At 64.7% G+C, this 26,683-nt stretch carries 26 protein-coding genes; 9 read left to right on the top strand and 17 right to left on the bottom strand.

Going from position 1 to position 26,683, the window contains the following annotated elements; all coding sequences use genetic code 11:
* Positions 1 to 38 precede the first annotated feature (38 nt).
* The gene (locus tag RY1_RS15185) at positions 39 to 986 is read left to right on the top strand and encodes an ATP-binding cassette domain-containing protein (RefSeq protein ID WP_072804478.1); all 948 of its coding nucleotides are present in this window, start codon (positions 39 to 41) and stop codon (positions 984 to 986) included.
* Positions 983 to 1,807: an ABC transporter permease gene (locus tag RY1_RS15180; RefSeq protein WP_072804477.1), complete on the top strand. Its 825-nt coding sequence runs from the start codon at positions 983 to 985 to the stop codon at positions 1,805 to 1,807. Before RY1_RS15185 ends, RY1_RS15180 begins: the two co-directional genes overlap by 4 nt.
* 12 nt (positions 1,808 to 1,819) lie before the next feature.
* Here RY1_RS15180 and RY1_RS15175 read toward each other — a convergent pair whose 3' ends face one another.
* A complete protein-coding gene (locus tag RY1_RS15175; RefSeq protein ID WP_072804476.1) occupies positions 1,820 to 5,056 on the bottom strand; it encodes an ATP-binding protein in 3,237 nt (1,078 codons plus the stop codon).
* A 154-nt stretch (positions 5,057 to 5,210) separates the two neighbouring features.
* Between RY1_RS15175 and RY1_RS15170 the strand changes: the two genes are divergently transcribed.
* Both RY1_RS15170 and RY1_RS15165 read left to right on the top strand, forming a co-directional pair.
* Positions 5,211 to 6,452 (top strand): DUF7159 family protein, encoded by a 1,242-nt coding sequence (locus RY1_RS15170; protein WP_072804475.1) that lies wholly within the window; start codon positions 5,211 to 5,213, stop codon positions 6,450 to 6,452.
* Positions 6,453 to 6,532: 80 nt separating this feature from the next.
* Positions 6,533 to 7,402 carry a 1,4-dihydroxy-2-naphthoate polyprenyltransferase gene (locus tag RY1_RS15165; RefSeq protein WP_072804474.1) on the top strand — a complete coding sequence of 290 codons (870 nt, stop codon included), beginning with the start codon at positions 6,533 to 6,535 and terminating at the stop codon, positions 7,400 to 7,402.
* Here RY1_RS15165 and RY1_RS15160 read toward each other — a convergent pair.
* Genes RY1_RS15160 through RY1_RS15150 form a run of 3 tightly spaced genes read right to left on the bottom strand, consistent with a single transcriptional unit; the run spans position 7,399 to position 8,573 of the window.
* The gene (locus RY1_RS15160; protein WP_072804473.1) at positions 7,399 to 7,779 is read right to left on the bottom strand and encodes a phage holin family protein; all 381 of its coding nucleotides are present in this window, start codon (positions 7,777 to 7,779) and stop codon (positions 7,399 to 7,401) included. The genes RY1_RS15165 and RY1_RS15160 overlap by 4 nt on opposite strands.
* A 26-nt stretch (positions 7,780 to 7,805) precedes the next feature.
* The gene (locus RY1_RS15155; RefSeq protein WP_072804471.1) at positions 7,806 to 8,354 is read right to left on the bottom strand and encodes a Clp protease N-terminal domain-containing protein; all 549 of its coding nucleotides are present in this window, start codon (positions 8,352 to 8,354) and stop codon (positions 7,806 to 7,808) included.
* Positions 8,355 to 8,357: 3 nt separating this feature from the next.
* On the bottom strand, positions 8,358 to 8,573 hold the full coding sequence (locus RY1_RS15150; protein WP_072804469.1) for a helix-turn-helix domain-containing protein: 216 nt from the start codon (positions 8,571 to 8,573) through the stop codon (positions 8,358 to 8,360).
* Positions 8,574 to 8,639: 66 nt separating this feature from the next.
* On the opposite strand from RY1_RS15150, the gene pepN reads away from it, so the two are divergent.
* Complete coding sequence (pepN, locus tag RY1_RS15145; protein ID WP_072804468.1) at positions 8,640 to 11,096, top strand: aminopeptidase N; 2,457 nt, start codon at positions 8,640 to 8,642, stop codon at positions 11,094 to 11,096.
* A gap of 10 nt (positions 11,097 to 11,106) precedes the next feature.
* Here the strand turns inward: pepN and RY1_RS15140 are convergent, their stop codons facing one another.
* Complete coding sequence (locus RY1_RS15140) at positions 11,107 to 12,045, bottom strand: phosphotransferase family protein (RefSeq protein ID WP_218019804.1); 939 nt, start codon at positions 12,043 to 12,045, stop codon at positions 11,107 to 11,109.
* 36 nt (positions 12,046 to 12,081) lie between these two features.
* Positions 12,082 to 12,786 carry an HAD hydrolase family protein gene (locus tag RY1_RS30860; protein ID WP_169914718.1) on the bottom strand — a complete coding sequence of 235 codons (705 nt, stop codon included), beginning with the start codon at positions 12,784 to 12,786 and terminating at the stop codon, positions 12,082 to 12,084.
* A 321-nt stretch (positions 12,787 to 13,107) separates the two neighbouring features.
* Between RY1_RS30860 and RY1_RS15130 the strand changes: the two genes are divergently transcribed.
* Positions 13,108 to 15,435, top strand: a complete 2,328-nt coding sequence (locus RY1_RS15130) for an HNH endonuclease (RefSeq protein WP_156376396.1) — start codon at positions 13,108 to 13,110, stop codon at positions 15,433 to 15,435.
* A gap of 14 nt (positions 15,436 to 15,449) precedes the next feature.
* Positions 15,450 to 15,755, top strand: a complete 306-nt coding sequence (locus tag RY1_RS15125; protein WP_072804463.1) for a hypothetical protein — start codon at positions 15,450 to 15,452, stop codon at positions 15,753 to 15,755.
* A gap of 10 nt (positions 15,756 to 15,765) precedes the next feature.
* Here RY1_RS15125 and cds1 read toward each other — a convergent pair whose 3' ends face one another.
* Both cds1 and RY1_RS15115 read right to left on the bottom strand, forming a co-directional pair.
* Positions 15,766 to 16,851 carry an L-cysteine desulfhydrase Cds1 gene (gene cds1, locus RY1_RS15120; RefSeq protein ID WP_072804461.1) on the bottom strand — a complete coding sequence of 362 codons (1,086 nt, stop codon included), beginning with the start codon at positions 16,849 to 16,851 and terminating at the stop codon, positions 15,766 to 15,768.
* The gene (locus RY1_RS15115) at positions 16,851 to 17,171 is read right to left on the bottom strand and encodes a DUF4229 domain-containing protein (RefSeq protein ID WP_072804460.1); all 321 of its coding nucleotides are present in this window, start codon (positions 17,169 to 17,171) and stop codon (positions 16,851 to 16,853) included. The genes cds1 and RY1_RS15115 overlap by 1 nt, the downstream gene beginning before the upstream one ends.
* Positions 17,172 to 17,345: 174 nt before the next feature.
* Here RY1_RS15115 and RY1_RS15110 point away from each other — a divergent pair, with 174 nt between their 5' ends.
* Both RY1_RS15110 and RY1_RS15105 read left to right on the top strand, forming a co-directional pair.
* The gene (locus RY1_RS15110; protein WP_072804601.1) at positions 17,346 to 17,558 is read left to right on the top strand and encodes a BldC family transcriptional regulator; all 213 of its coding nucleotides are present in this window, start codon (positions 17,346 to 17,348) and stop codon (positions 17,556 to 17,558) included.
* A gap of 116 nt (positions 17,559 to 17,674) precedes the next feature.
* Positions 17,675 to 17,875, top strand: coding sequence for a hypothetical protein (locus tag RY1_RS15105; protein ID WP_072804458.1), 201 nt, complete (start codon positions 17,675 to 17,677; stop codon positions 17,873 to 17,875).
* A gap of 38 nt (positions 17,876 to 17,913) precedes the next feature.
* Here the strand turns inward: RY1_RS15105 and RY1_RS15100 are convergent, their stop codons facing one another.
* The 9 genes from RY1_RS15100 to RY1_RS15060 form a co-directional block, all read right to left on the bottom strand.
* Positions 17,914 to 18,978, bottom strand: coding sequence for a MinD/ParA family ATP-binding protein (locus RY1_RS15100; protein ID WP_245819677.1), 1,065 nt, complete (start codon positions 18,976 to 18,978; stop codon positions 17,914 to 17,916).
* A 170-nt stretch (positions 18,979 to 19,148) separates the two neighbouring features.
* Positions 19,149 to 20,117, bottom strand: coding sequence for a c-type cytochrome biogenesis protein CcsB (ccsB, locus tag RY1_RS15095; RefSeq protein ID WP_072804457.1), 969 nt, complete (start codon positions 20,115 to 20,117; stop codon positions 19,149 to 19,151).
* 3 nt (positions 20,118 to 20,120) lie between these two features.
* Positions 20,121 to 21,740, bottom strand: a complete 1,620-nt coding sequence (gene resB, locus RY1_RS15090; RefSeq protein WP_072804455.1) for a cytochrome c biogenesis protein ResB — start codon at positions 21,738 to 21,740, stop codon at positions 20,121 to 20,123.
* Positions 21,737 to 22,555, bottom strand: coding sequence for a cytochrome c biogenesis CcdA family protein (locus tag RY1_RS15085; RefSeq protein WP_072804454.1), 819 nt, complete (start codon positions 22,553 to 22,555; stop codon positions 21,737 to 21,739). The genes resB and RY1_RS15085 overlap by 4 nt, the downstream gene beginning before the upstream one ends.
* Positions 22,552 to 23,145: a TlpA disulfide reductase family protein gene (locus RY1_RS15080; RefSeq protein WP_072804452.1), complete on the bottom strand. Its 594-nt coding sequence runs from the start codon at positions 23,143 to 23,145 to the stop codon at positions 22,552 to 22,554. The genes RY1_RS15085 and RY1_RS15080 overlap by 4 nt, the downstream gene beginning before the upstream one ends.
* Positions 23,138 to 23,815, bottom strand: coding sequence for a histidine phosphatase family protein (locus tag RY1_RS15075; protein WP_245819676.1), 678 nt, complete (start codon positions 23,813 to 23,815; stop codon positions 23,138 to 23,140). Before RY1_RS15075 ends, RY1_RS15080 begins: the two co-directional genes overlap by 8 nt.
* Before the next feature lie 3 nt (positions 23,816 to 23,818).
* Positions 23,819 to 25,138, bottom strand: a complete 1,320-nt coding sequence (gene hemL, locus RY1_RS15070) for a glutamate-1-semialdehyde 2,1-aminomutase (RefSeq protein ID WP_072804451.1) — start codon at positions 25,136 to 25,138, stop codon at positions 23,819 to 23,821.
* Positions 25,139 to 25,173: 35 nt separating this feature from the next.
* A complete protein-coding gene (locus RY1_RS15065) occupies positions 25,174 to 25,863 on the bottom strand; it encodes an alpha/beta fold hydrolase (protein WP_072804450.1) in 690 nt (229 codons plus the stop codon).
* A gap of 331 nt (positions 25,864 to 26,194) precedes the next feature.
* Positions 26,195 to 26,683: a hypothetical protein gene (locus RY1_RS15060; protein WP_072804448.1), complete on the bottom strand. Its 489-nt coding sequence runs from the start codon at positions 26,681 to 26,683 to the stop codon at positions 26,195 to 26,197.

Here is a 26,683-nt window from a genome sequence, read left to right as displayed (position 1 = left end):
CAAGCGCCATGCAAGCGGGCCGGTGCACTGTTGCCGACATGACACCAGCTATCGAGGCAGTAGACCTCGTCAAGATGTTCGGCTCGCACCGCGCCGTGGACGGCGTCTCGCTGACGGTTCCCACGGGCGCTGTCTACGGCGTCCTCGGCCCCAACGGTGCGGGCAAGACCACCACCGTCCGCATGCTCGCCACCCTTCTCCGCCCCCACGCCGGATCGGCACGGATCTTCGGCCACGACGTCGTCTCCGATTCCACCGCCGTCCGCTCGCTCGTCGGCGTCACCGGTCAATACGCCTCCGTCGACGAGGACCTGTCCGCCACCGAGAACCTGATCATCTTCTCGAGGTTGCTCGGACTGAGCCGTAAGGACAGCCGCCGCAAGGCAACCGAGCTGCTCGACGAGTTCGGCTTGGCCGAGGCCGCGACCCGGCCACTGAAGAACTTCTCCGGCGGCATGCGGCGTCGTCTCGACCTCGCCGCCAGCTTGATCTCGTCCCCTCCCCTGCTGTTTCTCGACGAGCCGACGACGGGTCTCGACCCGCGCACTCGCGCGCAGATGTGGGACACGATCCGGCGACTCGTCGCGCAGGGCTCGACGGTTCTGCTGACCACCCAGTATCTCGACGAGGCCGATCAACTGTGCGACCGGATCGCCGTCATCGACCGCGGTAAGGTCATCGCCGACGGCACCGCCGACGAGTTGAAGGCGTCGGTCGGCATCTCGTCTCTGCAGCTGAAACTCAGCGACAGTGCACAATTCGACGCTGCGCGTTCCATAGTCGCGACTCAACTCGGAGTCGAGGTCGTCGCGTCACCGGAGTCGGGTCGACTGACCGCGCCGCTCGCGGACCCGTCGCACACTCCCGAAATCCTGATTCGACTACGCGATCACGGAATCGCCGTCGAAGAAATCACCGTCTCCAAGCCCAGCCTGGACGAGGTCTTCATGACCATCACCGGGCACGACACCATCGAGGCAGCATGACAACTACTCTCACCAAGCCCGCACCTGCAGGCCGGACGCTGACGCCTCAGCGCCACATCTCGATTCAACAGTCCGTCGCCAATTCGCTCACGATGGCGTACCGCGGACTGCTCAAGTTCAAGCACAACCCGGAACAGCTGTTCGACGTCGTGTTCCAGCCCGTCATCTTCACACTGATGTTCGCCTACATCTTCGGCGGGGCCGTCAGCGGAGACGTCGATTCCTATCTCCCCCTGATCATTCCGGGCATCCTCGCGCAGACGGTCATCACCACCTCGATCGTCACCGGCACCCAGCTGCGCGAGGACATGGACAAGGGCGTGTTCGACAGGTTCAAATCCCTTCCCATTGCGCGCATCTCACCTCTTGCCGGCGCTCTTCTCGCCGACGTCGTGCGATACTTCATCGCCACCGTGATCACGTTCGCAACCGGCTTCGCGATGGGCTACCGACCCGAGGGCGGCGTCCTCGGCATCCTGGGCGCCGGTGCGCTGGTGATCTTCACCGCGTGGGCCATCAGCTGGATCTTCGCTCTGATGGGCGTGCTGATGAACAAAGCATCATCGGTGCAGGGCATTTCGATGATGATCCTGTTCCCTCTGACGTTCCTGTCGAATGCGTTCGTACCGGTGGACACCATGCCGGGCTGGCTGCAGTCCTTCGTCAACGTCAATCCGGTGTCGCACCTGGTGACGGCCGTACGCGAACTCGCCAACAACGGGCACGTCGGCATTCACGTGCTGTGGTCGATCCTCGGCGCGGTGATCGTCGTCGCCGTTGTCGCACCGCTGACAGTCAAGGCGTACATGCGCAAGGCCTGAGACCAGGATCGGTCAGGGCCGGAGCAACTCGAGGATTCCCGCGAGTGCTCCGGCCCTCGTCGTGTGTTCTCTTCGTGCGATCTCGAGGTCGACGACGTCCGCTCCCACGATTCGTCTGGCCGCGTCGAGGTGCCGGTCCGGGCGTGTCGACGGATAATCTTGTCTCGCTCTGGCTTTGACCGACAGTACGACGAGCGCGACGCCCCGTTCAGGGTCGCGGCCCGAGTGGACCTCGAACGAACCCAGTGCGCATGCCACCGCTCCCAGCTGCGGCAGGTCTCTGAATTCGCTGCCGCCCAGCCTGACGAGAGCAACCGATCTCAGCACGTCGACAGCGTCGGCGACCTCCTCGACAGCCCCGTACAGTGCGTGCGCGGCAATCGAAGCGCTGGCCAGCAACGTCAGGTACGGATCGTTGTGGCTGTCGACCGAGAATCCCGCGATCTCGATGGAACGACGGTACAACGCGAGGCCGGATTCGATCTTGCCCTCGGCGAGGTCGGCCTCGGCCCGGGTGGCGGTGATCGACGCCAATCGTTGATCGCGCTGCTGACTGTCGGCTGCGACGGAGGATTCACCTTCGACACTCATCGCGGAGATGTCGTCGATCATCGCTCGGCCCTGCGCAATTCGGCCCGATGCGATCATCGCGGCTGCAGCGAACCCTCGCGTCTGCACGCTCTCGTCGTAGGAATGGAGTTCCCACAGCAGATCTGCTGCCCGCGAATACGTCGACACCGCGAGCTCGGGCCGTCCTGATTGACCGTGGATACTCCCGAGACTCTGCAATGCCGACGCCGTGCTCCACATGTCGCCACGCTCGGCAGCGATGGCGGCCGCGTTCTCGGCGTCTCGCGCCGCTTGGTAGAGGTATCCGAAGTTCTCGGCGAGTGCAGCACGAATCATGAACGCGACGTTGCGAAGCGAAGGATCGGAGGATCTCGTGTTCTCGGCCAACCGCCGCGCAAGCCCGCGCCCGTCGATCCTGCCGACCAGAACCTCGGCGACGAAGCGCAACCCCGACTCCACATAGGGGCGCGTACGTAGGCTGTGCCGCAGGCGGGTTCGCACTCGCGCCGCATCGCGCACACCACCGGTGTATCCGATGTGCGCGAGGAGCACCACGTGCGCGAGGACCAGATGATCGTCGTCGACGCCGAGGGTGGCCGGACCGTCCGACGGAGCGTGCACCATCCGAGGCGCCCAGTTGAGCACCTCGGTGTGGGCGCCACGCAGCGACCAGAAGAACGCCAACGTCGCGAACAGGGTGTACGCCTGCGGCCACTTCTCGTCGTCGATCGAGTGACGCAGGACGTCCAGCAGATTGTCGTGATCGGCTTCCAGCATCCGAATCATCTCGATCTGGTCGGCCGCTCGATACCCCGTTCCCGCTGTTCGCGCGACGCCGGTCCCCCACTCCAGCATCCGCCGTCGAACCTCGGTGATCTCGTTGTCGCGCCGCTGCTCCTCGCCGAACTCGCGTACGGTCTCCAGCATGTGATACCGAACGTGATCGTGCTCGTCGACGACGGTCAACAGCGACTGGTTGGCGAGTCCGTCCAGTGCGTCGGCGACGTCGTCCACGCCGTCGAAACCGGCCACCTGTTCGGCTGCCCCTACGGTGAATCCTGCTGGGAAGCCGCACAATCGAGCAAGTGCACGTTGTTGCGAGGGCTCCAGGAGGTTCCAGCTCCACTCGATGACGGCATGCAGCGTGCGGTGCCGTTCGGGGCGGGTGCGGTCGGTGCTGCGCAACAGCGCGAAGCGGTGCTCGAGCCTGCTGTTGATGTCGGCGACGGTCAGTGTGCGGACTCGGGCTGCGGCGAGTTCGATCGCGAGCGGCAGACCGTCGAGCGTCCGGCACAACCGATCCACCTCGACGGGGTCGTACGACGCACCTGGCCGCACTGCGCGAGCTCTGGACACGAAGAGTTGCGCTGCAGGAGAATCGATTCCGCCGGCAACCAGAGGCGGTAGCGGATACACGGACTCGCTCGTGATCGACATCGGCGCACGCGAGGTCGCCAGTACCCTCAGGTGCTCACTGGCGCCGACCAATTCGTCGACTATCTCGGCGACGTCGTCGATCACGTGTTCACAGTTGTCGAGAATCAACAGAACAGCTCTGCCGGACAACGCTTCTCGTAGGCGCTCGCCTGCAGTCCGGACGCGCCCGATTCCGATGCCGCCGATCTTCGGTTCGGCTTCGCTCAGGCCGAGGGTTCCACTGATCGCGGCCGAGACGTCGATCCCCCGTCGTAGCGACGCCAGTTCGACGAGAGCCACGGGCATCGACGACGAAGCGCGAGAACCGATCTCGTGTGCGAGCCGGGTCTTCCCGCTTCCTCCGGGCCCCATGATCGTGGTGACGCGTGCGCGGGTCATGAGTGCTTCGATGGCAGCGATGTCGCGGTCGCGGCCGATCAGTTCGTTCGGCGCTGCCCGAAGCCCGACCGCCATCGGCGCACGTGGCGCATTCGGCTTCAGGATCTCGGCGTTGAGATCGACGAGTTCGTCCGACGGATCGGTACCGAGCCGCTCGGCAAGCCCTCGGCGCACTGCCGCGAACACCGTCAGCGCCTCGTTGGACCGGCCGAGCCCGTGCAGGCATCGCATCAGATCGGCGGCGGCACGCTCGTCGAGTTCGTCTCGTATCGCGGCTCGCCTCGCCGGCGGTAGAGCGCGCTCGAAGTCCTGCAATCCGAGAAAGGCGCCGACCTCGACGGCGTCGAGCGCATCGGCCGCAGCCGCGGCGCGAGAGCGCACTTCGTCGGCGACGACGCCGTCGACGAGGTCGGAGCCCGGCTCACCACGCCACAGCGCGCGGGCAGCCCCGACGAGCCCGAGGGCCGCGTCGAACATCCCGCGCGCGAGGTTGTCCCGAGCTTCGACGACGCGCAGTTCGGCCGATGTCAGGTCGAGCTGCTCGGGTGCCAGCGCCAAGCGGTAGCCCGCGGGTCCGCTGACGACGGTGCCGGGCGGCAGGGCGGCACGAAGCCGCGACACCTGGGTCTGCAGTGCATTCTTCGGCGCCCTCGGCGGGGCGTCGGGCCATACGTCGTCGACGAGCGCGGTGACGCTCCGGCTGACGCCGGGGCTGCACGCGAGCGCCACGAGCAGCGCACGGGCTCGCGTACCAGGAATCGGCACGAGCACCCCGTCCACCCGGGTGCAGACAGCACCGAGTACGCCCACGTCGATGCTGTCGACTGGGGCGTTCACGGCGGGATCGCGTGTATCGAGAGGCACCGTTGAACATCGTAGGTCAGCGCACCCACCCCTCCGGAGGACCCGGGACCCGCGGAATTAGCCGTTCGGTCGGTTATCGGTCGGAAAACAGACCAAATGGCGGTACAGTGTGTGCGAAGGGTCACCATTGAATGCTGGAGGTGCGCGGGAGACGATGGTTTCGTCAGTCGGCATGTCGATGGGCGCGTGTGGAATCCGTGCAGTGCGTACCTCGGACGGCCGGTCCTTCACCGCCGAGTGGTTTCCTTCGACCGATCCCACGCCGGACGCCGACGACGTGGCCCATGCCATCCGCGCCATCGTCGACCGACCCGATGCACCTCAGTCGCTGGGAGTTGCGTTTCCGGATCCCAGTTACAGCGCCGCTCTGAAGTCCGCGCTCGTCGAGGAGTACGTCTCCGAGGTCCACATCATCTCCGAGATCGCAGGCACGCTGGAACAGCTCCGTGCCGATCCAGCGTTTCCGTACCGGACGGTGGCTGTCTACGACCTCGGCGCCACCGGGCTCGACCTGACCATCGCCGACATCGAGAGCGGAACCGTCTACGCAGCCACGCGGTCGACCGATTTCGGTGGCGAGATCGTGGACCGTGCAGTGCGTGATCATCTGCTGAGCCTGGACATCCTCGCCGTCCCCCGCACGCCGGACGAGCAGACGGCGTTGCTTCGGTTCAGCCGCGAGATCAAGGAGGCACTGTCCACACACGAGGACAGCCGGACCTCGGACGGCGCGATCCGGTTGATGGATCGGCGGATGTTCGAGATTCAGGTCATGCGTCCTGCCGAACGCTCGGCCATCGCGCTGCACGACCTCGCCGAGATGTCCGAGATCGCTCCCGAGGCAATAGTGGCCATCGGCGGCGGCGCTCACATACCGCTGATCGCCGACGTCCTCGGACGGTACCTTCGCCTTCCCGTCGTCGTTCCCGAGGACCCGGAAATGATCGCAGCCAGAGGCGCGGCGCTGTACGCGACGCGGATCGACAGCGCACGCAGTGCAGCAGCACCGCCGGCGAAACGCAGCGCGAAGTCGTTGCTCACCCCGTTGCTTCGATTCGGCCTACCGACGGTTGTTGCGCTCGGGTTGTTCTCGGCGACGGTATGGCCGGACGCCGACGCCGAGTCGACGCTGACGGGAGTGCCGATTCTCACGATCGAGGACGAGCCTGCGGCTGCCCCGACGTCGACGGTCGCGCCTCCGGCCCCGACGGTGTCTCCAACCCCAACCCCAACCCCAGCCCCCGTCACCGCCGCACCCGAGACGCAGGTGCCACACCACGAGACCGGCGGGTACGTCGAACCTCCGAATCCGCCGCCAGCACCAGCGTTCCAGCTGCCACGCATCGAATGGCCTCGTATTCAGCTCCCGACGTTGCCACCACTGCCGTTTCCCTGAAGTCCGTTTCCCTGAAGTCCGTTTCCCTGAAGTCCGGACCTCGCGAGACAGGGCGCTGCGGGATAGGCAAGGATCGAGTTATGGCCACCACTGCTCAATGGATCGAAGGCGCCCGTCCCCGCACGTTGCCCAACGCGATAGCACCCGTCCTGGTCGGCACGGGCGCGGCCGCGTCGCTCGACGCAGCCGTCTGGTGGAAGGCCCTCCTGGCACTGCTGGTGAGCCTGGCGCTCATCATCGGCGTCAATTACGCCAACGACTACTCCGACGGCATCCGCGGCACCGACGACGAGCGTGTCGGGCCACTGCGCCTCGTCGGATCGAAGCTCGCATCGCCGGGTTCGGTGAAGGCGGCCGCAATCGGATGCTTCCTGGTGGGCGGCGTCGCCGGGTTGGTTCTCGCAGCGACGACGGCATGGTGGCTCGTCGCCGTCGGCGCAGTGTGCATCGCAGGCGCGTGGTTCTACACCGGCGGCAAGAAGCCGTACGGCTACAGCGGCCTCGGTGAGATCGCGGTCTTCGTGTTCTTCGGTCTCGTCGCTGTCCTGGGCACGCAGTTCGTCCAGGCAGACCGTGTCGACTGGGTAGGACTGGTGGCAGCGGTGGCCGTCGGCTCGTTCTCGAGCGCCGTACTGGTGGCCAACAATCTGCGCGACATCGACACCGATCCCGAGTCGGGGAAGCTGACGCTGGCAGTTCGGTTGGGCGACACTCGTACCCGGCTGCTGCATCTGGCGTTGATGGTGGTGCCGTTCGCGGTGACGGTCGCGCTGGTGGCCCGGACGCCGTGGGCACTCGTCGCGTTGATCGCGCTGCCTCTCGCGGCTCGCGCCAACAAGCCGGTGCGGACGGGGCAGACGGGGTTCGCTCTCATTCCCGCGTTGCGCGACTCCGGTCTGGCCATGCTCGTGTGGGGCCTGACGACCGGGGTCGCGCTGGCGTTCGCCTAGCGGTTGTCGGGGACGAACGCGCCCAGCAGGAAGTTGACGATCGAGATGATGAGGGCGCCCCAGAATGCGGCGCCGAAACCGTCGATCGTCAGGCCGAATTCGGTTGCGGACGATATCCACGCCGTCAGAAGAAGCATGAGCGCATTGATGACGAGGGTGAACAGCCCGAGCGTGAGTATCAGCAACGGAAGCGACAGCAGCTTCACCAGCGGCTTGATGAAGGCATTGACGATGGTGAACACCGCCGCGATGCCTGCCAGCACGATCAGGTCCCAGGCGGTTCCCCGATCCGAGCTCGCGATGGCGATACCGGACACCCACTGAGCTGCGAGCCAGATCGCGACTGCATTGATGACGAGCCGTACGAGAAATGTCATGAGGGTCAGACTAGACATTCGAACGGCTAGGCGGCGTCACTCAGTGCTTCGATGATTCGTGCGCGCAGATGGTCGGGGTTCACCACGAGTGCGGTGAATCCGTCGTCCGCGCCTCGAATCAATCCCAGCAGTAGGTGTTGGCAGCGAATCTCCGAGTCCTTCCGCGCTATCGCTTCGCGCAGCGACAACTCGAGAGCCTTCTTCGACGCCGGGGCGAAGGCGATGTGTCCTGTCTTCTTGCCGAACCAGCTCCTCTTGTCCGCGGTGCTTCGGTCGAGCGCGCCTTCCCCGAACGACGCGTCGAGGCTGGCGCGGACGGCGCTCAGGTCGATGCCGATGGTTTCGAGAGCCTGTGCGTCGGCGTCGCCCAATGCATTCTTCTTCGAGATCTCGGCTTTCACGGTGTCGACGGTGTATCCCTCGTCCGCGAGAAGCGCCTTCAACGAGTCGTCGGCTGCGTCGAGCACTCCCAGAAACACGTGCTGCGGCTCGATGCGCGACGCTGTGCTCTCACGCGCGAATTCCTGGGCACCGATGACGGCGACGCGTGCTTCCGTGGTGAATCTCTCGAACATCTCCTACCTCCCAGTCCCGTTGTGCTTCTTGTGCACGGCTTGCTTGCTGACGTCGAGCGAGTCGGCGATGGCCTGCCACGACCACCCGTGCCTGCGCGCGTTCGCCACCTGAATTGCCTCCAGCCGTTCCAGCAGCCTGCGCAGAGCCAGTACGGCTCTGAGCCCTTCCTTCGGGTCGGGGCTCCCGGCGGCTGCGGCGAGTGTCGTAGCTTCGGTCATGACTGTCAACCTAGGTTGACGCTCGGCTGTTGTCAACCCCAGTTGACAGCGCCTAGAGTCGGGTCCGTGAACACCGCGAACCTCACCCGGACCGAAACGCGTCGTCGATCACGGCACATCAGCGATGTCACCTATCGCGTCGAGCTGGATCTGCGCACCGCGACGGACCCGGGCGTACAGACGTTCAGCACACGGACGACCATCACGTTCGCTGCGACGACCCCGGCGACGTGGCTCGACTTCATCGGATCCGAGGTCCTGTCGGTCACTCTCGACGGCAAGCACATACCGACCGAGTACGACGGCGCCCGCATCCAACTCGTGGGGCTCGGGGCGTCCAACACCGTCGTCGTCGACGCACTCGGCCGGTACAGCCGTTCCGGCGAAGGCCTGCACCGATTCGTCGACCCCGTCGACGATGCCGTGTACCTCTACACGCAGTACGAACCGGCCGATGCCCGACGAGTGTTCGCGAACTTCGAGCAGCCGGACATCAAGGCGCCGTTCACCTTCGTCGTCTCCGCGCCCGAAGGCTGGGAAGTACTGTCGAACACGACCGGGGTGTCCGATGCGGGAGCCGTGACGTTCGCCCCGACGCTCCCGATCTCCACCTACATCACGGCGATCGCCGCCGGCCCCTACCACCGCGCCGAATCAACCTGGAGTCGAGGCGATCTCACGGTCCCCCTCGCGGCGCTGTGCCGCGCATCGCTGGCCGAGCACTTCGACCCGGACGACATCTTCGACATCACCCGGCGCGGGCTCGACTTCTATCACGAAAAATTCGCGTTTCCGTATCCGTTCGGCAAGTACGACCAGATTTTTCTGCCCGAGTACAACCTCGGCGCGATGGAGAACCCCGGCTTGGTCACGTTCACCGAATCGTACGTGTTCCGCTCTGCGGCAACCGATTCACAGTACGAGGCGCGTGCGAACACCATCCTGCACGAGATGGCCCATATGTGGTTCGGCGACCTCGTCACGATGGAATGGTGGGACGACCTGTGGCTCAAGGAGTCCGTCGCGGACTTCATGGGTGCCTACGCATCGGCGAACGCCACGCGCTTCACCGATGCGTGGGTGAGTTTCGCGAACCGTCGCAAAGCATGGGCGTACCTGCAGGATCAACTGCCGACGACGCATCCCGTCGTCGCCGACATCACCGACCTCGAAGCCGCGAAACTGAACTTCGACGGCATCACCTACGCCAAGGGTGCAAGTGTCCTCAAACAGCTCGCCGCGTACGTCGGCGAGGACGCGTTCTTCGAGGCCTCTCGCCGATACTTCACCGAATTCGCCTACGGGAACACCACTCTCGCGGATCTTCTCGTTCACGCGTCGGCAGCATCGGGACGAAATCTCGACGAATGGGCATCCGCGTGGCTGCAGACGACGGGAGTCTCGACGCTCACCTACACCGGCAATACCGTCGAGCAGTCGGATCCGCGGCCACACAGGCTCGCGATCGGGCTGTACGACGCCGATGCCGACGGCAACCTCGTCCGCACCTCGCGCCACGAGATCGACATCGCCGATGCCAGCACACCCGTCGAACTACCCGGTGCTGCATTGACTTTGCTCAACGACGACGACCTCACGTACGCCAAGATCCGGTTCGACGACCGGTCGCAGGCGACCGTCGAGGCCTCTCTCGATCGCATCGTCGATCCGCTGGCTCGTGGACTCGTGTGGTCCGCGTTGTGGAACGCGACGCGCGACGGTGAACTGGCGCCGAGCCGATACGTCGAGATTGCCGCCAGGTTCGCCCCTTCCGAGAGCAAGGTCGGAGTCCTGGCTGCGGTCGTCGCCAACGCGCAGTACGCAATCGACAGGTATCTCACCGAGCCCGGTGCGGTCGCGGCGATGTGGCTCGATACATGCTGGGAACAGCTCGTAGCGGCAGATCCGGGAAGTGATGCACAGTTGGCGTGGCTGCGTGCGGTCGCGGCGGCCGCGCAGACCCAGAACTCACATGCGGCCGACATCAACCGACTGCTCGACGGGACCCTGCCCCTCGAAGGTCTCGACCTCGACCCCGAGCAGCGCTGGCTTCTGGTGCGCGCACTCAGCGCCAGCGGCCATCTATCAGTGGAGATCATCGAGGCCGAACTTGCCTTGGACACAGCCTCTTCCAGCCGAATCTCGTACAGAGCGGCGATTGCGGCGCAGCCGAACGCGGAGGCGAAGGCAGCGGCGTGGACTGCTCTGATCGACTCCGACGATCTCTCCAACGACGCGATCGACGCCACCGTCACCGGATTCCGGGCAGGCGGACGGCGCGAACTCCTCGCCCCGTACGACGGCCTGTACTTCGACAGAATCGCCGATCTCTGGAATTCGCGCAGCATCGAGATCGCTCGCCGCCTCGTCGTCGGATTGTTTCCCTTCCAGGATTCCACCGACGACGCCGACTCCTGGCTCGCGGCGCACGAATGGGCTCCCGCCGCACTGCGCCGACTCGTCGTCGAGCAGCGCGACCACCTCGCCCGCGCCCTGCGAGTGAGGCGCGCCTTCAAGTCCTGAGGAGCCAGCGTCAACGTTCGAGCCGCGAGGCCAGCCACCGCAGCGTCGCATCTGCTTGGTCTCGTTGCATCGAGCGCAGGTGCGGAATGTCTGGGACCGCAGGCAGAAACCCGTCGCGCCAGGCCCTACCTGCGAGCCCGGCCAACACGACATCGACGCCGTCGGGTGGCGCGTCGCGCCACGCGGACGTCTGGAAGAACCGTTCGGGGTCGTACCCACTCGCGGCGATATCGGGTGCTACCCGCACCATGTCGACCCATCCTGGGGATGACCAGCGATGAGTCCAGTCGACGAGCCACAAACGCCCGGATGGATCACGAATCACGTTGTCGCGGCGGATGTCGCCATGCTGCAGTGAAGTCGAATTCACCGCAGGAGCGTCGAACCATCTACTTTCCAGTATTGCCAGTTCCACGGCGTCGAGGCCATAGGGAAGTTGCTTGTCGGATAGGTGCGCGACAGTCTCGAACGACGGGTGATCGGGTGAAATCAGCGCATTCCATGTTCCCAGCAGCGGAGCAAACGCCGCAGCGTAAGACTCCAGTTCGCCGATCGGACTCGGATCCAGGCGCTCGCGCAGGGTCCTGGACATATCGGCCATGGCGTCCACAGTCTCGTCATCCCATTCTCGCAACGCACTGCCATCGATCACGTCGTACAGCGCAATGGCCCACCCGTCCACGGTGCAATACGCGATCAGCGGCGGCGCCAGATCACCGACCACATCGGCAAGTTCGGCACCGATGCGTACTCCCTCACCGCCCCCACTGCCCAGAGCGGCCGCCTTGACGAATGCCTGCCGACCACCGGCATCTTCCACCCACGACGCGATCGCGAGTGTGAAACCCATACGTGCCGGCACCTCTCGCACAACTGACGCACCGAGGAGTTGCTCGACAGCGTCGATCACCGCCGCCGGCGAGGCCAACAATGTGGGCCGAGTGAACATCTCATCTCCTTGCGAAAACATCATCTGCCGAGCGTGCTATCCGAACCACTCCGACAATGCGGTAGCCAGACCATCCTCCACGCCCGATGGGCAAATACGGTCCTCCAGATCGACTCGCAGTTTCTCGAGCATGGCCGCCTTGTGTACCCCCACGGCAGTCAGATCGGCCACCGGTTCGTCTCCGTAACAGAGACTTCGGACATCGGGAAGGTCAATGGCAGTCAATCTTTCGGCTAATTCTCGCCCACTGTGTCCTGGCCAGTGGACAGCCAATCGTGTGGTCGAGATGGTCGACAAGTCATCGATATCGACCAACTCGACCTTGCCGTGATGCGTATCCGCGTCGGCGACGCGCCCTGTGGCCCGAACTCCGATGCCTGGATTCTCTGCCACGAAGATTGCGCCCGGAAGTTGCTCGCGCAGAACGGCAATCGGCCTACTGAGATCGAAAGAGACTTGTTCCACCACTTCTCCAGTCTCTATGTCGACCATCACGGCTCCGTTCGAACAGATCGCGAACCCGGTGAAGATTCCGAGCTCACACAGGAATGGCCGAGTCGCCGGCGCCAACCTCCCCGTACACAGCACCACATGGGCACCTGATCGAACAACATTGCGCACCGAAGCCCTCACAGCGACGCTGATCGTTTCATGCGCAAGCGGATTCGAATCCTCGGATGCATGTAGGGTGCCGTCTACGTCGAGGGCCACCAGCGTTGGGCGGCCCGCCTCGAAAACCATCGACACTCCCCCCGAAAATATCTGTGACAGATCGTTATGCGGTGGATCGACTCGAATCCTATCGAACGGGCAGTTGCACCGCGGACAGAAATGGCACCTCGAAAGTTTCAAACGCATGGCATTTATTGTGAGTACTGTTGCGCTGCTTGGTGATTCAAGATTCAATTCTTGCCGGTGGGTGTGCGGTCGGGTAGTGTAGAACGTATGTTCGATACGGGGGTTTCGATGAGCGATTCGACTGTGGGTTCGGCTGCAGCCTTGTCTGGCGCGTTGGACTGCGGTGTGGCTGCTGGTGGTGGTGTGTATGACTGGGATGGGTGTGTGGCGGGGTTGGTGGGGGTGTCGGCGCGGTGGCGGGTGGTGGAGAATGTGGCGCGGGCGAGGGTGGTGGAGGCGGTGTGTGAGGTCGCTGATGTGCGGTTGGAGGAGGCGTTGTGTTCGGGTGGTGATGCGGCGGAGGCGTTGTGGGAGTCGGGTTCGGAGGTGGCGGCGGGGTTGGGGTTGTCGCAGAGGGTGGCGCGGCCGTTGGTGGAGGTGGGGTTGGGGTTGGAGCGGTTGCCGTTGACGGCGGTGCGGTTCGTGTGTGGGGTGTTGGATTGGGCGAAGGTGGTGGAGTTGGTGTCGGTGTTGGGTCGGGCGGGGGATGCGACGATTGCGGCGCTCGAGTTCGAGGCGGTGGCTGCGGCGGGGCGGTTGGCGCCGTTGTCGTTGCGGAGTCGGTTGTGGCGGATGTGGATGGGGTTCGATGCGGCGGAGGCGTCGGCGGCGAAGGCGGCGGCGTCGATCGGGGTGCGGGGGGTTGATGTTCGTGGGCATCGGGATGGGACGACGCGGTTGACGGCGGCGTTGTCGGATCTCGAGGGTGCGGAGGCGGAGGCGTTGATCGTCGAGATCTGTGGGTCGGTGTGTGGGAGGGATCCGCGGTCGGGTCGGGAGTTGCGTGCGGATGGGTTGATGGCGTTGCTTCATGGTGAGCATGCGTTGGTGTGTGCGTGTGATGCGGGGCAGGAGTGTGCGCAGTTCGGGGTGGCGGATCTGCCGGATGGTCGGCGGGGTCCGTTGGTGCAGATTCTGTTCGATGTGCAGACGTTGTTGGGGTTGACGTCCGAGCCTGCGGTGTTGCCGGATGGGTCGGCGTTGGATGCGGATGTGGCGCGGGTGATTGCGGGTGATGCGGTGTGGCAGGCGATGTTGACGGAGATGATGACCGTTCATGCAGGCAGGGCCGCCGCCTCCACCTCCACCGGCGAGTCCGACGAGCCCGACGCGGCCAGTGATTCTTCGGTGCCCAGTACGCCCGCAGACGCCAGTACATCCGAAAAGTCCAGCACGCCCGAGGAGTCGAGCAAGACTGAGGGTACCGACGATCTCGAGGGATCGGGTGGGGTCGCAGAGGATCCGGAGTCCGATTCCGGGTCCGAGTCCGATTCCGATTGTGTTGCAGCTGTGTCCGACTCGGATGCTCCGGCCGGTTCTGCATCTGCGACTGGGTCTGGGTATGGGGCTGTGTTGGTGCCGCGGTTGATTGCGCGGGGCCGGATTCGGCCGGGCGGGGCGGTTCCGGCACCCACGGCTCCGGCGCCCACAGGATCGGCACCCACAGGGTCAGGGTCGGGGTCTGGGTGTTTTTCGGGTGGGTTGGGGGCTACCGATGAGGCGTTGCGGGCGCAGGTGGTCTCTGAGTTGTTGGCTGCGATTGCTGCTGATCCGGCTCTGGCGTTGGGGGTGTTTCCTGATGGTCATGGTGGGTATCGGGTGCCGCCGCCGGGCGCGTTGACGTATCGTCCGTCTGCTGAGGTGGCGGCGCGGGTGCGGATGACGTATTCCACGTGCACGCATCACGATTGCAGTGTGCCCTCGACGCAGTGCGAACTCGATCATATTGTTCCGTTCGATCACCAGGATCCCGTGCGGGGTGGGTGGAGTATCGAGTCGAATCTGCAGCCCTCGTGCACGAGTCATCATCGGTTCAAGACGGCGCAGGCGTGGGCGGTGGCGATGTTGGCTGGTGGTGCGATCGTGTGGACGAGTCGGTCCGGGTTGCGGACGATCACGCTTCCCGATCTGGGGTGCCCGAGACCACCGCGTAAACGTAGACGCGGACGCCGTACCCGAGAAACGGCATCGACCCCGGACACGGCTGCGCAGGACACTGCTACCCCGGACACGTCGGACAGGACTGCCCCGGATACATCGGACAGGACTGTCTCGGGAACGACTGCTTCTGGCACGGCTGCCGCGGATACAGCCGCCTCTGACGCGACTGTTCCGGACGCACCAGGGCCGGATACAACTGCGTCGGACGGGACTGCGTCGGAGACTGCTGCGTCGGACACGACCGACCCGGAGGCAACTGCGTCGGACGTACCTGCCTCGGATACGACTGCCTCGGATACGACTGCGTCGGACGTACCTGCCTCGGATACGACAGCGTCGGACACACCAGCCCCCGAGACACCTGAGTGGTGGGAAGCGCCGACGTGGTGGGAGAAGAACATGCCCACCGAGGCCGAATCCCCGACACTGGCGGATATGCATGCCGCCGAATCCGAGGCTGCCCGCACGAAGGTGCGGATCATCCGGCGCCGGTTCCGGGAACACAACCTCGCCCGCTGGCACCGCGCCCGCAACGAGAAACCACCGTTCTGACTAGTCTGAACCCCATGGCTACGAACAACATTGCAACATCAGCACTCGCAGCGGGTGGACTCCTGGGTGGATTCGCCGTCGCGCGGAAAACACAGAACAGGCAGCTCGGTGGTGCGGTGCTGGCAGCGGCGGGCGTCGCCGCGACAGCGTCGTGGAACAAAGCCGCAGGACCGAAGGTCGCAGGCGTTCTGCTCGGCACCTACCTCGTCGGTTTCGGTGCGTCCCACCCGCTGGCGAAGAAGATCGGCGCTTGGCCTGCAGTCAGCACAGTCGCAGCCGCAACAGCGGCGGCGTCACTCGTGCTCACACGTCAGGGGTAGCGCAAGCACATCAACCCCGAAACTCGCCTGTCCGGACGAAATGCTCGAGGACCCTGGTGGGGCCCGCCAAGTCCATGCCCTGACTCGCAACCCAGTCGTCGTCGAAATAGGTTCCCGCGTAGCGCTCGCCGCCGTCGCACAGGAGAGTGACGACGCTACCGCTGCGCCCGGCGGCGATCATGTCGGCGATGAGCCCGAACGCACCCCAGATGTTGGTGCCGGTCGAGCCACCGACCCGCCGCCCGAGAACTGTGGACGCGTGCCGGGCCGCAGCGACGGAAGCCTCGTCGGGTACCGAGATCATCCGGTCGATGACCTGCCCGACGAACGAGGGCTCGATGATGGGTCGACCGATCCCCTCGATGCGGGACGGTTTGCCGGTGGCAAAACCTGCATCACCGGATTCGTATCCTCCGATGAAGGCCGAGTTCTCCGGATCGACGACGGCCAATCGCGTCGGGTGACGTCGGTAGCGGATGTAGCGGCCGATCGTGGCGCTGGTGCCACCTGTCCCCGCACCGACGACCACCCAGGTGGGCACGGGGGACTCTTCCTTGCCGAGCTGGTCGAAGATCGACTCGGCGATATTGTTGTTTCCGCGCCAGTCCGTCGCACGCTCGGCGTGGGTGAACTGATCCATGTAGTGCGAATCGGGATCCGCTGCGAGCCGATGTGCCTCGGTGTACATCGCCGCAGGATCGTCGACGAAGTGACATCGCCCACCGTGGGACTCGATCAGCGCAATCTTCGCGGGGCTGGTGCTGCGCGGCATGACCGCCACGAAACGCAGACCGAGCAGTCCCGCGAAGTAGGCCTCGCTGACGGCCGTCGATCCGGATGACGCCTCGATGACGGTGGTGTTCTCGGTGACCCAGCCGTTGCAGATGGCATAGAGAAAAAGCGATCGCGCCAACCGGTGCTTCAAGCTGCCGGTGATGTGGGTCGACTCGTCCTTCAGATACAGCTGGACGTTCCGGGCCTGAGGCAGCGGGTAGCGCAGCAGGTGCGTGTCAGCGCTGCGCTGAGCGTCGGCATCGATCAGCCGAACCGCATTGTCGACCCACTCACGCGACGCCGAGTGATCGACGACGCGCACTACTTCCCGTCCTCGCCGCGCAGCTTCGACTGCAGGTCCGCGCGGGCTCGGCGGCGGCCTTCGTCGACTCCCGCGATGGATTCGTTGACTCGGATGCGGAGCGATTTGAACAGCAGCAGCGACAGCGGCAGCGAGATGAGCACTGCGAACACAGCGGCGACGAGGATGGGGACGTCGACGTCGAAAAGAAGTCCGGCGCCGATGATGACGGCGCCGATCACGATGACGAGCAACAGCCGGGCGCCGGTGTACAGAGCAACGTCGCGCAGCAGCTGCCCCTTCGTTGCGGTGGGTACGGGCTCGGCGTTGCGTGCGTTCACGAACCCCAGGTTACCGCCCCGCCGACACTGGATTCGGACCGCCTGACTTATCCGATTTGTCTATTACCTCCCCTTTACCAACCTTAGATCAGTCGAGTACCTAGGGGTCCGAGTGCCACCATGGGAGCCGAAATCAGTTTTTGCTTTATCCAGCATGCAGGAGGACACGACCAGATGAGCGCACCAGCACTGCACAAGGCTCAGGATTCACTGCTCACCCCGGGGCAGGTAGCGGCGCTCTTTCATGTCGACCCCAAGACCGTGACCCGGTGGGCGCATGCGGGACGACTCGGATCGCTTCGAACACCAGGGGGGCATCGCCGCTTCCGTGAGGCAGAGGTAATGCAGCTGCTCACCTCACTTACCACCGAGGCGGGCCACCGCTAGGTTTCCGCGCAACAGCTTTTCCGAACGCTGCGGACACCGGATTCTCAGGAAACTGCGAGCCGCGCGGGGTGCCAACGGCTACCCCGCGCGGCTACCCTCGTATGAGGAGGTGCGTCGTGATCTATCTTTTGGCGTTGATCGGTTTGATTGCTGTGATCGTGTTGTTCTGGAAGGCGTTCGGTCCGACAACACAGGCGCCTGCAGGCAAGGTCGTCGGCCCTGACGACGACCCCGAGTTCTTGTGGCGGATGAACCGAGATTCCAGGCGTTCGGGCACCGACGGTCAGGACACAGGGAAGTCCGAACCGACGGAGTAGTCCAGTAGTCCAGTGTGAAACAGTCGGCAGCTCGTTCCTCAGGGACGAGCTGCCGTTTTTTCGAGGTCCTCGGGCCGATTACTCGGAAATCCAGCGGCGACGGCAGCAGCGAGTTCCAGCAACGCTGTCCGTGTCTTGCTTCGCAGCCGATCGAGGTCGATCTCCGCCCCTTCCTCCAGGTGCGGATCGAACGGCACGAGCACTACCTGCCTGCATCGTTGCTCGAAGTGTTCGACGACCTTCGCCAGATCCACCTTTCCTGCACGCGGCCGCACCGCGTTGACCACCGCCACCGACGACCGGACCAGATCTCGATGGCCGTGCGCGTCGAGCCAGTCCAGAGTCGCAGACGCACTGCGTGCACCGTCGACCGAGCTGGAGCTCACGACGACGAGCGCATCGGATCCTCGGAGAATGCTGTCCATCGCCGAGTGCATCAGTCCGGTGCCACAATCTGTCAGCACGATGCTGTAGAACCGCTCCAACAGAGTGATGGCTCGGTCGTAATCCTCGCCGCTGAAGGCTTCCGATACCGCAGGATCGGCATCGGAGGCCAGCACTTCCAGACGGAACGCGTTCTGTGACGTATAACCGCGTACGTCGCTGTAGCGTTCGAGACTGTCTATGTCCCGCAACATGTTTCGCACTGTCGCCGGGGTTTCGATCGGAACTTTCTGACTCAGTGTGCCGCGATCGGGATTGGCGTCGACCGCGATGACCCGGTCGCCGCGAATGTCGGCAAACGTCGATCCGAGCGTCGCAGTGGTCGTCGTCTTGCCGACCCCACCCTTGAGACTGAGCACCGATACGCGATAGCACCCCACCAGATGCCGGTCGACCTGCTTGGTCAGCCGCTCGCGCCGCTCGTCGCGTCTGCTGTTGCCGAGATTCATGCGACGGCCGCTGGCGTCGTACACCCACTTTCGCCATCCCGAGAGCGGCGGCGGGCTCATCTGCTTGATCAACAACGCATTGGTCAAATCCAGCGCCGACGCCGCGACGACAGGCGGAAGCGGTGCAGGCTCGGCGGTGGGTGCCGGTGTGGGTGTGGGCGTCGGTGTGGGTGTGGGTGCCGGTGTGACAGTGGGCTCAGAGACCGGCACCGAGCGGAACGCCTGCGGTTCCGATGCCCTCTTGGTCCAGGGTGGCGGCTCCGAATCCGTGCTCGGTTCGTCTGGCTCCACCCTTTGCCACGGACTCATCTGCCATTCGGCCACGACCGATCCCCCCACCGCTCATGCTCCCCCGAGCTTCGAACTGCCCGGACGTTACCTCAGTTCAGACCGGCGTACGAATGCAGCCCCGACACGACCATGTTGATGATGAAGAGGTTGAACAGCATTGCGGTGAAGCCGGCGATGTTGATCCAGGCAGCGCGAGTGTTCCGCCATCCCGACGTCGCGCGAGCGTGCAGGTAGGCCGCGTAGATGATCCAGGCGATGAACGACATCGTCTCCTTGGGGTCCCAACCCCAGAAACGACCCCAGGCGGCTTCGGCCCAGATGGCACCGAGGATGACGCCTGCCCCGAAGAGCGGGAACGCGATGATCGTCGTCTTGTACGCCAACCGGTCCAAAGACTGCGCATCGGGAAGCCTCGATGCGAACCGACCCCAGAAGCTGCCGGTTTCCTCTCCCGCAGGCTGCCGGATGCGCAGCAGGAACAGCAGACTTGCGACGCCGGAGACCAGCAGGATGCCGCTGCCCACGCTGACGATCGTGACGTGGATCGGCAGCCAGTACGAACGCAGCGCAGGTACGACGGGTGCCGCGTCGGCGTACAGCTTGGTTGCCGCGAGGAACATCAGCACGATGATCGGCGCGAGGACGAAGACGAGCATCGGTCGCATGGTGCGCTTGCGAAGAAGCACGATCGACGTCAGTGCAGCGGCCGCGGTGGCCATCGTGACGAACTCGTACATGTTGCCGAGCGGGAAGCGATGCGTGGCGAAACCACGAAGTACGACGGCCGATACATGGAGCACGAGCGCGAGAATCAGCAGCGCGTAGCCCATCCCGGACAGACGCTCCGCCAGCGGGCGCTTCGGCGTGTCGACGACGCGTCCCGGCGTGCCTGCGCTTGCCACGGGCGCTCCGCTACCGACCAGCTCGCGTGCCTGCACCGCAGTCGCCTTCACCGACGCGTACTGCCAGATCAGCAGGATGAAGGCGAGTACGTAGATGGTGAACGCGGATTCGAAGGACCAGTCGCTGTAGCGCGAGAGCGTCTCGTTGATCGGCATCGGTCAGTTCTCCTGCTTGTTCGTGTTCACTGTCTTGACATCGCCGATCGGCTTCTCGCCGATCAATCTCTGGCACAGTCTGTCGAACTCGTCTCCCCAGCCTGCCTGATCGGTTCGGGCCAGTCCGCCGAGCTCTACTACAGTACGTCGGGTATCGGGATCGGTGTCGAGTCGGACCCACACTCGACGCCGTTTGACGACGAGCGAGACCAGCAGACCGCCCATCATCGTCAGCGCGAACACCAGCACCCACGTCTGCGTCGGGTCGTGCGAGACCTGCAGGTTGACGAACTCTTCCGCGCCGTCGAAGGTGACCGTGGTGCCGTCGGACAGCGTCGAGCTCTCACCTGGCTTCAGGTTGACCCGGTCCTGCTTGACGAGCCTGCCCTGATTGATCATTTCCTTGTTGAGAGAGAACAGCGACTGCGGATAGCCGGTATCGAGGCCGGTGTCGCCGCGATAGATGTCGACGGCAACGGCCGGGTCGGTCATGGCCGGGTAGCTCGACGACAGCAGATTGCCGTGGAAGAACGCCGTCGGCGCGAACAGTCCCTCGATCGCGATCTGATTCTTGCGGCGCTCGGTGGGATCCGGATACAGCCCGCCGGGCGGGTCGATGCGGAGTACTCCGCTGGAGAGGAACGTCGTCGCGTCCGTCGGCTGCCACTGGATGGTCTCGGTGCGCGTCTCGCCGTTCGGGAATGTCACGGTGAACGTCGGCGCGTAACCGTGGCCCTGCAGGTAGACGCGGTCGCCTGCGACACGAAGTGGATGGTTGACCTGAAGAACGTCGTCCTGCCACTCGTTGTTCGTCAGGTCCTCCCCCGCCTGGTACTCGATGTTCGAGGTGAACATCTCGGCCTGGCCGTTCTCCAGATAGTCGGCCTTGAAGTCCTTGACGCGGATGCACAGCGGTTCGAGTCCGGTTCCGTCGACCAGCTGCCCGGCGCGGAAACCGTCGTAGATGGCGGGTGAGGTGCTGCAGAATCCTGGACCGTCGTTGGCGATGACGACCACATTGCCCTCGTACCCGAGAAGCTTGCCGAGTGCGATCGCCGCGAGCAGACCGACGAGCGACAGGTGGAAGACCAGGTTGCCGAACTCGCGGAAGTAGCCCTTCTCGGCGGACAGCGTGATCTCGTCGCCGTGTCCTCGGCGGGCGACCCGCCACCCCCGCAATCGAGCCTGGACCGCCGATGCGGTGTCCTCGGCGGAATCGTCGGTCGTGTACGTGCTGTGATGCGGTAGCCGCGACAGGTTGCGCGGCGTAGGAACGGGCTTGGTGCGCAACGCTTTCGCATGCTCGATACAGCGCGGGAGTATGCATCCGACGAGCGAGACGAACAGCAGCGCGTAGATGGCGGTGAACCAGAAACTGGAGAAGACGTCGAACAGTTCGAGCTTGTCCATCAGCGGTCCCAGAGTGGGCCTGGCTGCAATGTATTCGTCGACCTTGCCCGCGTTGAGACTGCGCTGCGGCACCAATGCGCCGGGGATCGCGGCGAAGGCGAGCAGGAACAGCAGCACCAGCGCTGTACGCATGCTGGTGAGACTGCGCCAGGTGTTTCTCACCAATGCGAGTGCGCGTCGTGGCACCGAATTACTCTGATTCGAATTGCTCATATGGGGAGCACCACATCGGAGACGAAAGCGTCGCGAACCCAGCCGACGAATACGTCCCAGGCACCGGTGACGAGTGCAATTCCTACCGCTATCAACATGATTCCGCCGAACACCTGTATCTGTCGTGCATGGGTGCGGAGCCAACCGACTCCGCGTAGAGCGCTTACCGAACCGAACGCGAGGATCACGAACGGCAGCCCGAGACCGAGGCAATACGCGATGATCAACGTGACGCCGCGTGCCGCCGTCGCACCTTCGGTTCCTGCCGCGAGCGAGATGACGCCCGCCAGAGTCGGTCCGAGGCACGGCGTCCAGCCGAGCGCGAACACACCACCGAGCAGCGGTGCACCGAGCAGACTGCCGACTCGACGCGGCTCGAAGCGCACGTCGCGCTGCAGCGCGGGCACGAGACCGATGAAGACCAACCCCATTGCGATGGTGATGACGCCGCCGATTCGCATCAGCAGTTCACGGTTGACCGACAGCACCGAGATCGCGCCGAAGACCGTGGCCGTCGCCAGGACGAACACGACCGTGAAACCGAGTACGAACAATCCCGCCGCTCCCGCGACACGCAGGCGACCGGAGGCCCGGACCTTCGTCGTCGCGGCCTCCGACGCCGTCACCGCCGGTGCGTCGGCGCCGACCACACCTGCCAGGTAGGACAGATAGCCGGGAACCAACGGAACCACGCACGGCGACGCGAACGAGACCAACCCGGCGAGCAAGCAGACACCGAACGCCAGAATCAGCGGACCCGTGGCTGCCGTCGTCTGAAACGTCTCGCCGATGCCTGCGAGGTGGACCGTGTTCACTGCTGATCCGACTCCTCGCCCGCGATCCGCTCGACGACGGGTTGCAGATCCTCGGTGAGTAGCTCACGCAGGAACACCGCGGCAACACGGTGCTGCTTGTCCAGCACGATGGTCGTCGGGACGACCGACGTCGGGATGCCACCGAGCGCGGCGAGCGTGCGCATCGGCGGGTCGTAGATCGACGGGTAGCTCACCTTGTTGTCGATGACGAAGTCCTGCGCCTTGTCCTTGGCGTTGTCACGAACATTGATTCCGAGGAATTCGACGCCGAGATCCTTCGTGTTCTCGTAGACCTCTTCGAGGTCGTCGGCCTCACCGCGGCACGGGCCACACCACTGGCCCCACACGTTGAGTACGACGGCCTTGCCTTCGAAGTCGTCGAGCGAGGTGGTCTTGCCCTCCGTCATCAGGTCCGGCCCGGACAACTCGGCGAGCGTGCCACGTTCGGACGGAGGGTCGTAGTAGATCTCGGTCTGGCCGCCGGGCGAGACGAAATCGAACGTTCCTCCGGTGGCCACGGCGTCGGTACCCGTCGCACACCCGGACAGGACCAGTGCGGCAGCCGAAAGCGACAGAAGAAGCTTACGCACCGGACACTCTGGGATCACTGGCTCCAGCGGGCTCGGAGTAGACGATGTCGACGAGTGTGTCGCCCTCGTAGACCAGCGAGGTGAGCGAGGCGAGACCGCACTGGCGGTGACGCGGGTCGTGCCACAGACGATCGCCCTGCAGGAATCTGCGCAGCGTCCACACCGGCAGCTGATGGCTGACCAGAACCACCTCGTGCCCGACGGCTGCAACGCGGGCCGCGTTGACGGCAGCGAGCATGCGGTGCGCGATCTGAAGGTACGGCTCGCCCCACGACGGGGTGAACGGATCGCGGAGCTTCCACCAGTGCCGTGGCCTGCGCAATGCTCCGTCGCCGACGGCCACACGCAGGCCCTCGAAGTCGTTTCCTGCCTCGATGAGATTGTCGTCGACGGCGATCGTGAGGCCGTGTGCGTCGGCGATCGGCGCCGCTGTCTCCTGCGCACGCTGAAGCGGTGACGCGACGACATGCGTGATGTCATGCCCGGCAAGAGCATTCGCGACGGCAGTCGCCTGGGATCGGCCGGTCACGGACAACCGGAATCCTGGCAGTCGCCCGTACAGGATGCCCTTCGGGTTGTGCACTTCGCCGTGACGCAGTACGTGGACGATGGTCCGGGTCGTCTGGTGCGGGTGCACATCGGCCCGGCCCGTCACTGCATTGCTCGTCACTGTTCAGCTACCTGCTTCTGCTCGGGCCGCTGCGCGCGCGGCTTCTGGAAGTGCATCGGCGATGATCTCGAACGCCGAGTCGTCGAGGGCTGCCGAGACGAACCATGCCTCGAACGCGCTCGGCGGTGGGTACACCCCGCGGGAGAGCAGACCGTGGAAGAAGGCGGGGTAGCGCCAGGTCTCGGCCGCTTTGGCACCCGCATAGTCGGTGACCGGGCCGTCGGAGAAGAACACGCTCACCATAGTGCCTGCGAACTGCACGTGATGACGAACGCCCGCCTCGGTGAGAGCATCTCCGAGCAGTCCGCCGAGGCGTTCGGAGTTCCTCTGCAGCTTCTCGTACACGGCGGCGTCGGCCAGTTGCAGGCTCGCGAGACCGGCCGCCACGGCGACGGGATTACCGGACAGTGTGCCTGCCTGATAGACGGGCCCGGCAGGAGCCAGGTAGGCCATGATGTCTGCACGGCCACCGAACGCGGCCGCGGGAAGGCCACCGCTCATGACCTTGCCGAAGGTGTAGAGGTCGCCTGCGACGCCGTCGATGCCGTACCAACCGGCCGCGCTGACGCGGAAGCCCGTCATCACCTCGTCCATGATGAGCAGCGCCCCGTTGTCGGTGGCGAGGCGCCGAAGCCCCTCGTTGAAGCCGGGGACGGGCGGGATCGCACCCATGTTGCCCGCGGCGGCCTCGGTGATGATGCAGGCGATCTGTTCCGGATTCTCGGCGAACACCGCTTCGACGGCAGCGAGGTCGTTGTAGGGAACGACGATGGTGTCGGCTGCCTGCGCGCCCGTCACACCGGGCGAAGTCGGAAGTCCGAACGTCGCGAGGCCGGATCCGGCGTCGGCGAGAAGAGCGTCGACGTGCCCGTGATAACAACCGGAGAACTTGACGATCTTGGTGCGGCCGGTGAATCCGCGAGCGAGGCGGACCGCGCTCATCGTCGCTTCTGTGCCGGAATTCACAAGACGAACCTGGTCGACGGGGCCGACCCGGCGCACGATTTCTTCGGCGAGAGCGATCTCGCGCTCGGTCGGCGCACCGAACGACAGACCGGTCGACGCCGCCTTCTGGACGGCCTCGACGACTGCCGGATGAGCATGGCCGTGGATCATCGGACCCCACGAGGAGATGAGATCGACGTAGCTGTTCCCGTCGGCGTCGATCATGGTGTATCCGCTGGCCTCGGTGATGAACCGAGGCGTTCCTCCGACCGAGTGGAACGCCCGCACCGGGGAGTTGACACCGCCCGGGATGACGGCGCTCGCGCGCTCGAACAGCTTGGCTGAAATGGGCGCATCGTCGCCGGTGGAAACAGTCACGACCCCCAGTGTCCCAGGTTCGCCGATTTCGCCAACTACAGGGCGTAATAATCAGCTCTGTACGCCTCGAGCCGGTTCACCAGTTCCACCGGTCGAGACAGGGCCAGCAGATGACCGCCCGGCATCGCATCCACCCTGAGTCCGAGCCTCTCCTCTGCGACCCGACGCTGCAATTCGATGGGGATGAAGCGGTCGTCGACGCCCTGCAGCACACGCGTCGGAACCTCCGGCCAGGAGTCGAGAGGAAACGGCAGCGCAAAAGCGGCGTCGGACTCACCGAGAGACTCACGGGACATCGCTTCCCTCGTCACCTCGGGCGGCACGTCGTGGAAGAAGGCATCCGCGACGAGGTCCTCCGTCTCCAGATCCCGGCCGTCGCGTCGCGCTTGCTCGGTGCGAGCCTCGTCGAATCCAGTCGCGCCCCACCACTGGTCCGCGGACTCCCCCGGCTTCGGAATCATCGCATTGAGCATCACGATCATCGCGACATCGGTACGTACCGCGACCAGCGGTGCGGTGAAGCCGCCGAAGGACTGGGCAACGAGAATGGCATCGGTGCGCTCGCCGATCGCATCGACGACGACATCGACATACCGAGGCAGATCGGCACCGGCCGGAAGTGTCACGGCCACAACGTCGTTACCGCGCCTACGTAGTTCGGCTTCGACGAGGTGCCAATACCACCCGTCACCACCCGCGCCTGGAATCAGAACGAATGTGCCCATGCGAACCCCCTGCTCAGCTATGGCTACCTGTGCTCACGAAGAGTAATTTGAGACTATCGGCGCCCGAGATCCAGGCGTGGATGAACGTGAGCATGTCGGGAGGGTAGTCGAAGTGACTACATCGGAGCATTCGGTAACACAGCATTCAATTACAGAGCTGAGCTCGGAGAGTTTGTGCAGTTTGTACGAGCGATTGAAAGGCCAACGTAGACAAGCTATTCAAACAGACGCGCCCGCCGAGAACGTCCTCGTCATCGAGAACGAACTCCGGCGGGTCGGCAATCAACTACGACGCCGCGGCCTCTAGCCCGGAATCAGTGGGTCCGGTGAATCAGTGGGCCCGGTGCTCGCCGGTGTGGTTGCGGTCCGCGTGAGTCGGGTCCGTGTGCGGCGGCACGACCCTGTCTGCTGCGTTCGTCTGATCTGCGTTCGTCTGATCCGCGTTCGTCTGATTCACGGTCCCCTGCTCGCGCCCGGTTTTCACGTCGGGATCGATCTTGTTCGCACGAGCGAACTCGTTGTCCAGCTCGTCGCGTGAGGTCGCGGCGTCACCCTGGTGGGTTTCTGCCTGCAACGAGAGCCGACGTGCTTCGGCGGACTTCGCTTCGGCGTCGGCCTGCGCTCGCCTGGCCTTCGCTGCACTTTCGTCCGCGATCGCCTGCCGTTCCTCGACCTCGCTGGTTCGCTCCGCTGCCTTCTCGCGGATCCGACCGGCTTCTGCGCGTCTGCCTGCCTGCTGTTTACGCGACAACGCGAGCGCGAGCCCGACGACGAGCAGCACGACGACGACTGCGATGACGATCCATACTGCAGTACTCAT

It is taken from the genome of Rhodococcus yunnanensis NBRC 103083 (assembly GCF_001895005.1).
Classification (GTDB): Bacteria; Actinomycetota; Actinomycetes; order Mycobacteriales; family Mycobacteriaceae; genus Rhodococcoides; species Rhodococcoides yunnanense.
Note: the sequence above shows the minus strand (reverse complement) of the source record. Positions and strands in the feature narration are given on the sequence as shown.

Excerpts from the sequence above, each read along its gene's own strand:
- RY1_RS15185 (WP_072804478.1), top strand. The coding sequence starts at position 39 with ATGACACCAGCTATCGAGGCAGTAGACCTCGTCAAGATGTTCGGCTCG.
- RY1_RS15180 (WP_072804477.1), top strand. The coding sequence starts at position 983 with ATGACAACTACTCTCACCAAGCCCGCACCTGCAGGCCGGACGCTGACG.
- RY1_RS15170 (WP_072804475.1), top strand. The coding sequence starts at position 5,211 with ATGGTTTCGTCAGTCGGCATGTCGATGGGCGCGTGTGGAATCCGTGCA.
- RY1_RS15165 (WP_072804474.1), top strand. The coding sequence starts at position 6,533 with ATGGCCACCACTGCTCAATGGATCGAAGGCGCCCGTCCCCGCACGTTG.
- RY1_RS15160 (WP_072804473.1), bottom strand. The coding sequence starts at position 7,779 with ATGACATTTCTCGTACGGCTCGTCATCAATGCAGTCGCGATCTGGCTC.
- RY1_RS15155 (WP_072804471.1), bottom strand. The coding sequence starts at position 8,354 with ATGTTCGAGAGATTCACCACGGAAGCACGCGTCGCCGTCATCGGTGCC.
- RY1_RS15150 (WP_072804469.1), bottom strand. The coding sequence starts at position 8,573 with ATGACCGAAGCTACGACACTCGCCGCAGCCGCCGGGAGCCCCGACCCG.
- RY1_RS15140 (WP_218019804.1), bottom strand. The coding sequence starts at position 12,045 with ATGTTCACTCGGCCCACATTGTTGGCCTCGCCGGCGGCGGTGATCGAC.
- RY1_RS30860 (WP_169914718.1), bottom strand. The coding sequence starts at position 12,786 with ATGGTTTTCGAGGCGGGCCGCCCAACGCTGGTGGCCCTCGACGTAGAC.
- RY1_RS15125 (WP_072804463.1), top strand. The coding sequence starts at position 15,450 with ATGGCTACGAACAACATTGCAACATCAGCACTCGCAGCGGGTGGACTC.
- RY1_RS15110 (WP_072804601.1), top strand. The coding sequence starts at position 17,346 with ATGAGCGCACCAGCACTGCACAAGGCTCAGGATTCACTGCTCACCCCG.
- ccsB (WP_072804457.1), bottom strand. The coding sequence starts at position 20,117 with ATGCCGATCAACGAGACGCTCTCGCGCTACAGCGACTGGTCCTTCGAA.
- resB (WP_072804455.1), bottom strand. The coding sequence starts at position 21,740 with ATGAGCAATTCGAATCAGAGTAATTCGGTGCCACGACGCGCACTCGCA.
- RY1_RS15065 (WP_072804450.1), bottom strand. The coding sequence starts at position 25,863 with ATGGGCACATTCGTTCTGATTCCAGGCGCGGGTGGTGACGGGTGGTAT.
- RY1_RS15060 (WP_072804448.1), bottom strand. The coding sequence starts at position 26,683 with ATGAGTACTGCAGTATGGATCGTCATCGCAGTCGTCGTCGTGCTGCTC.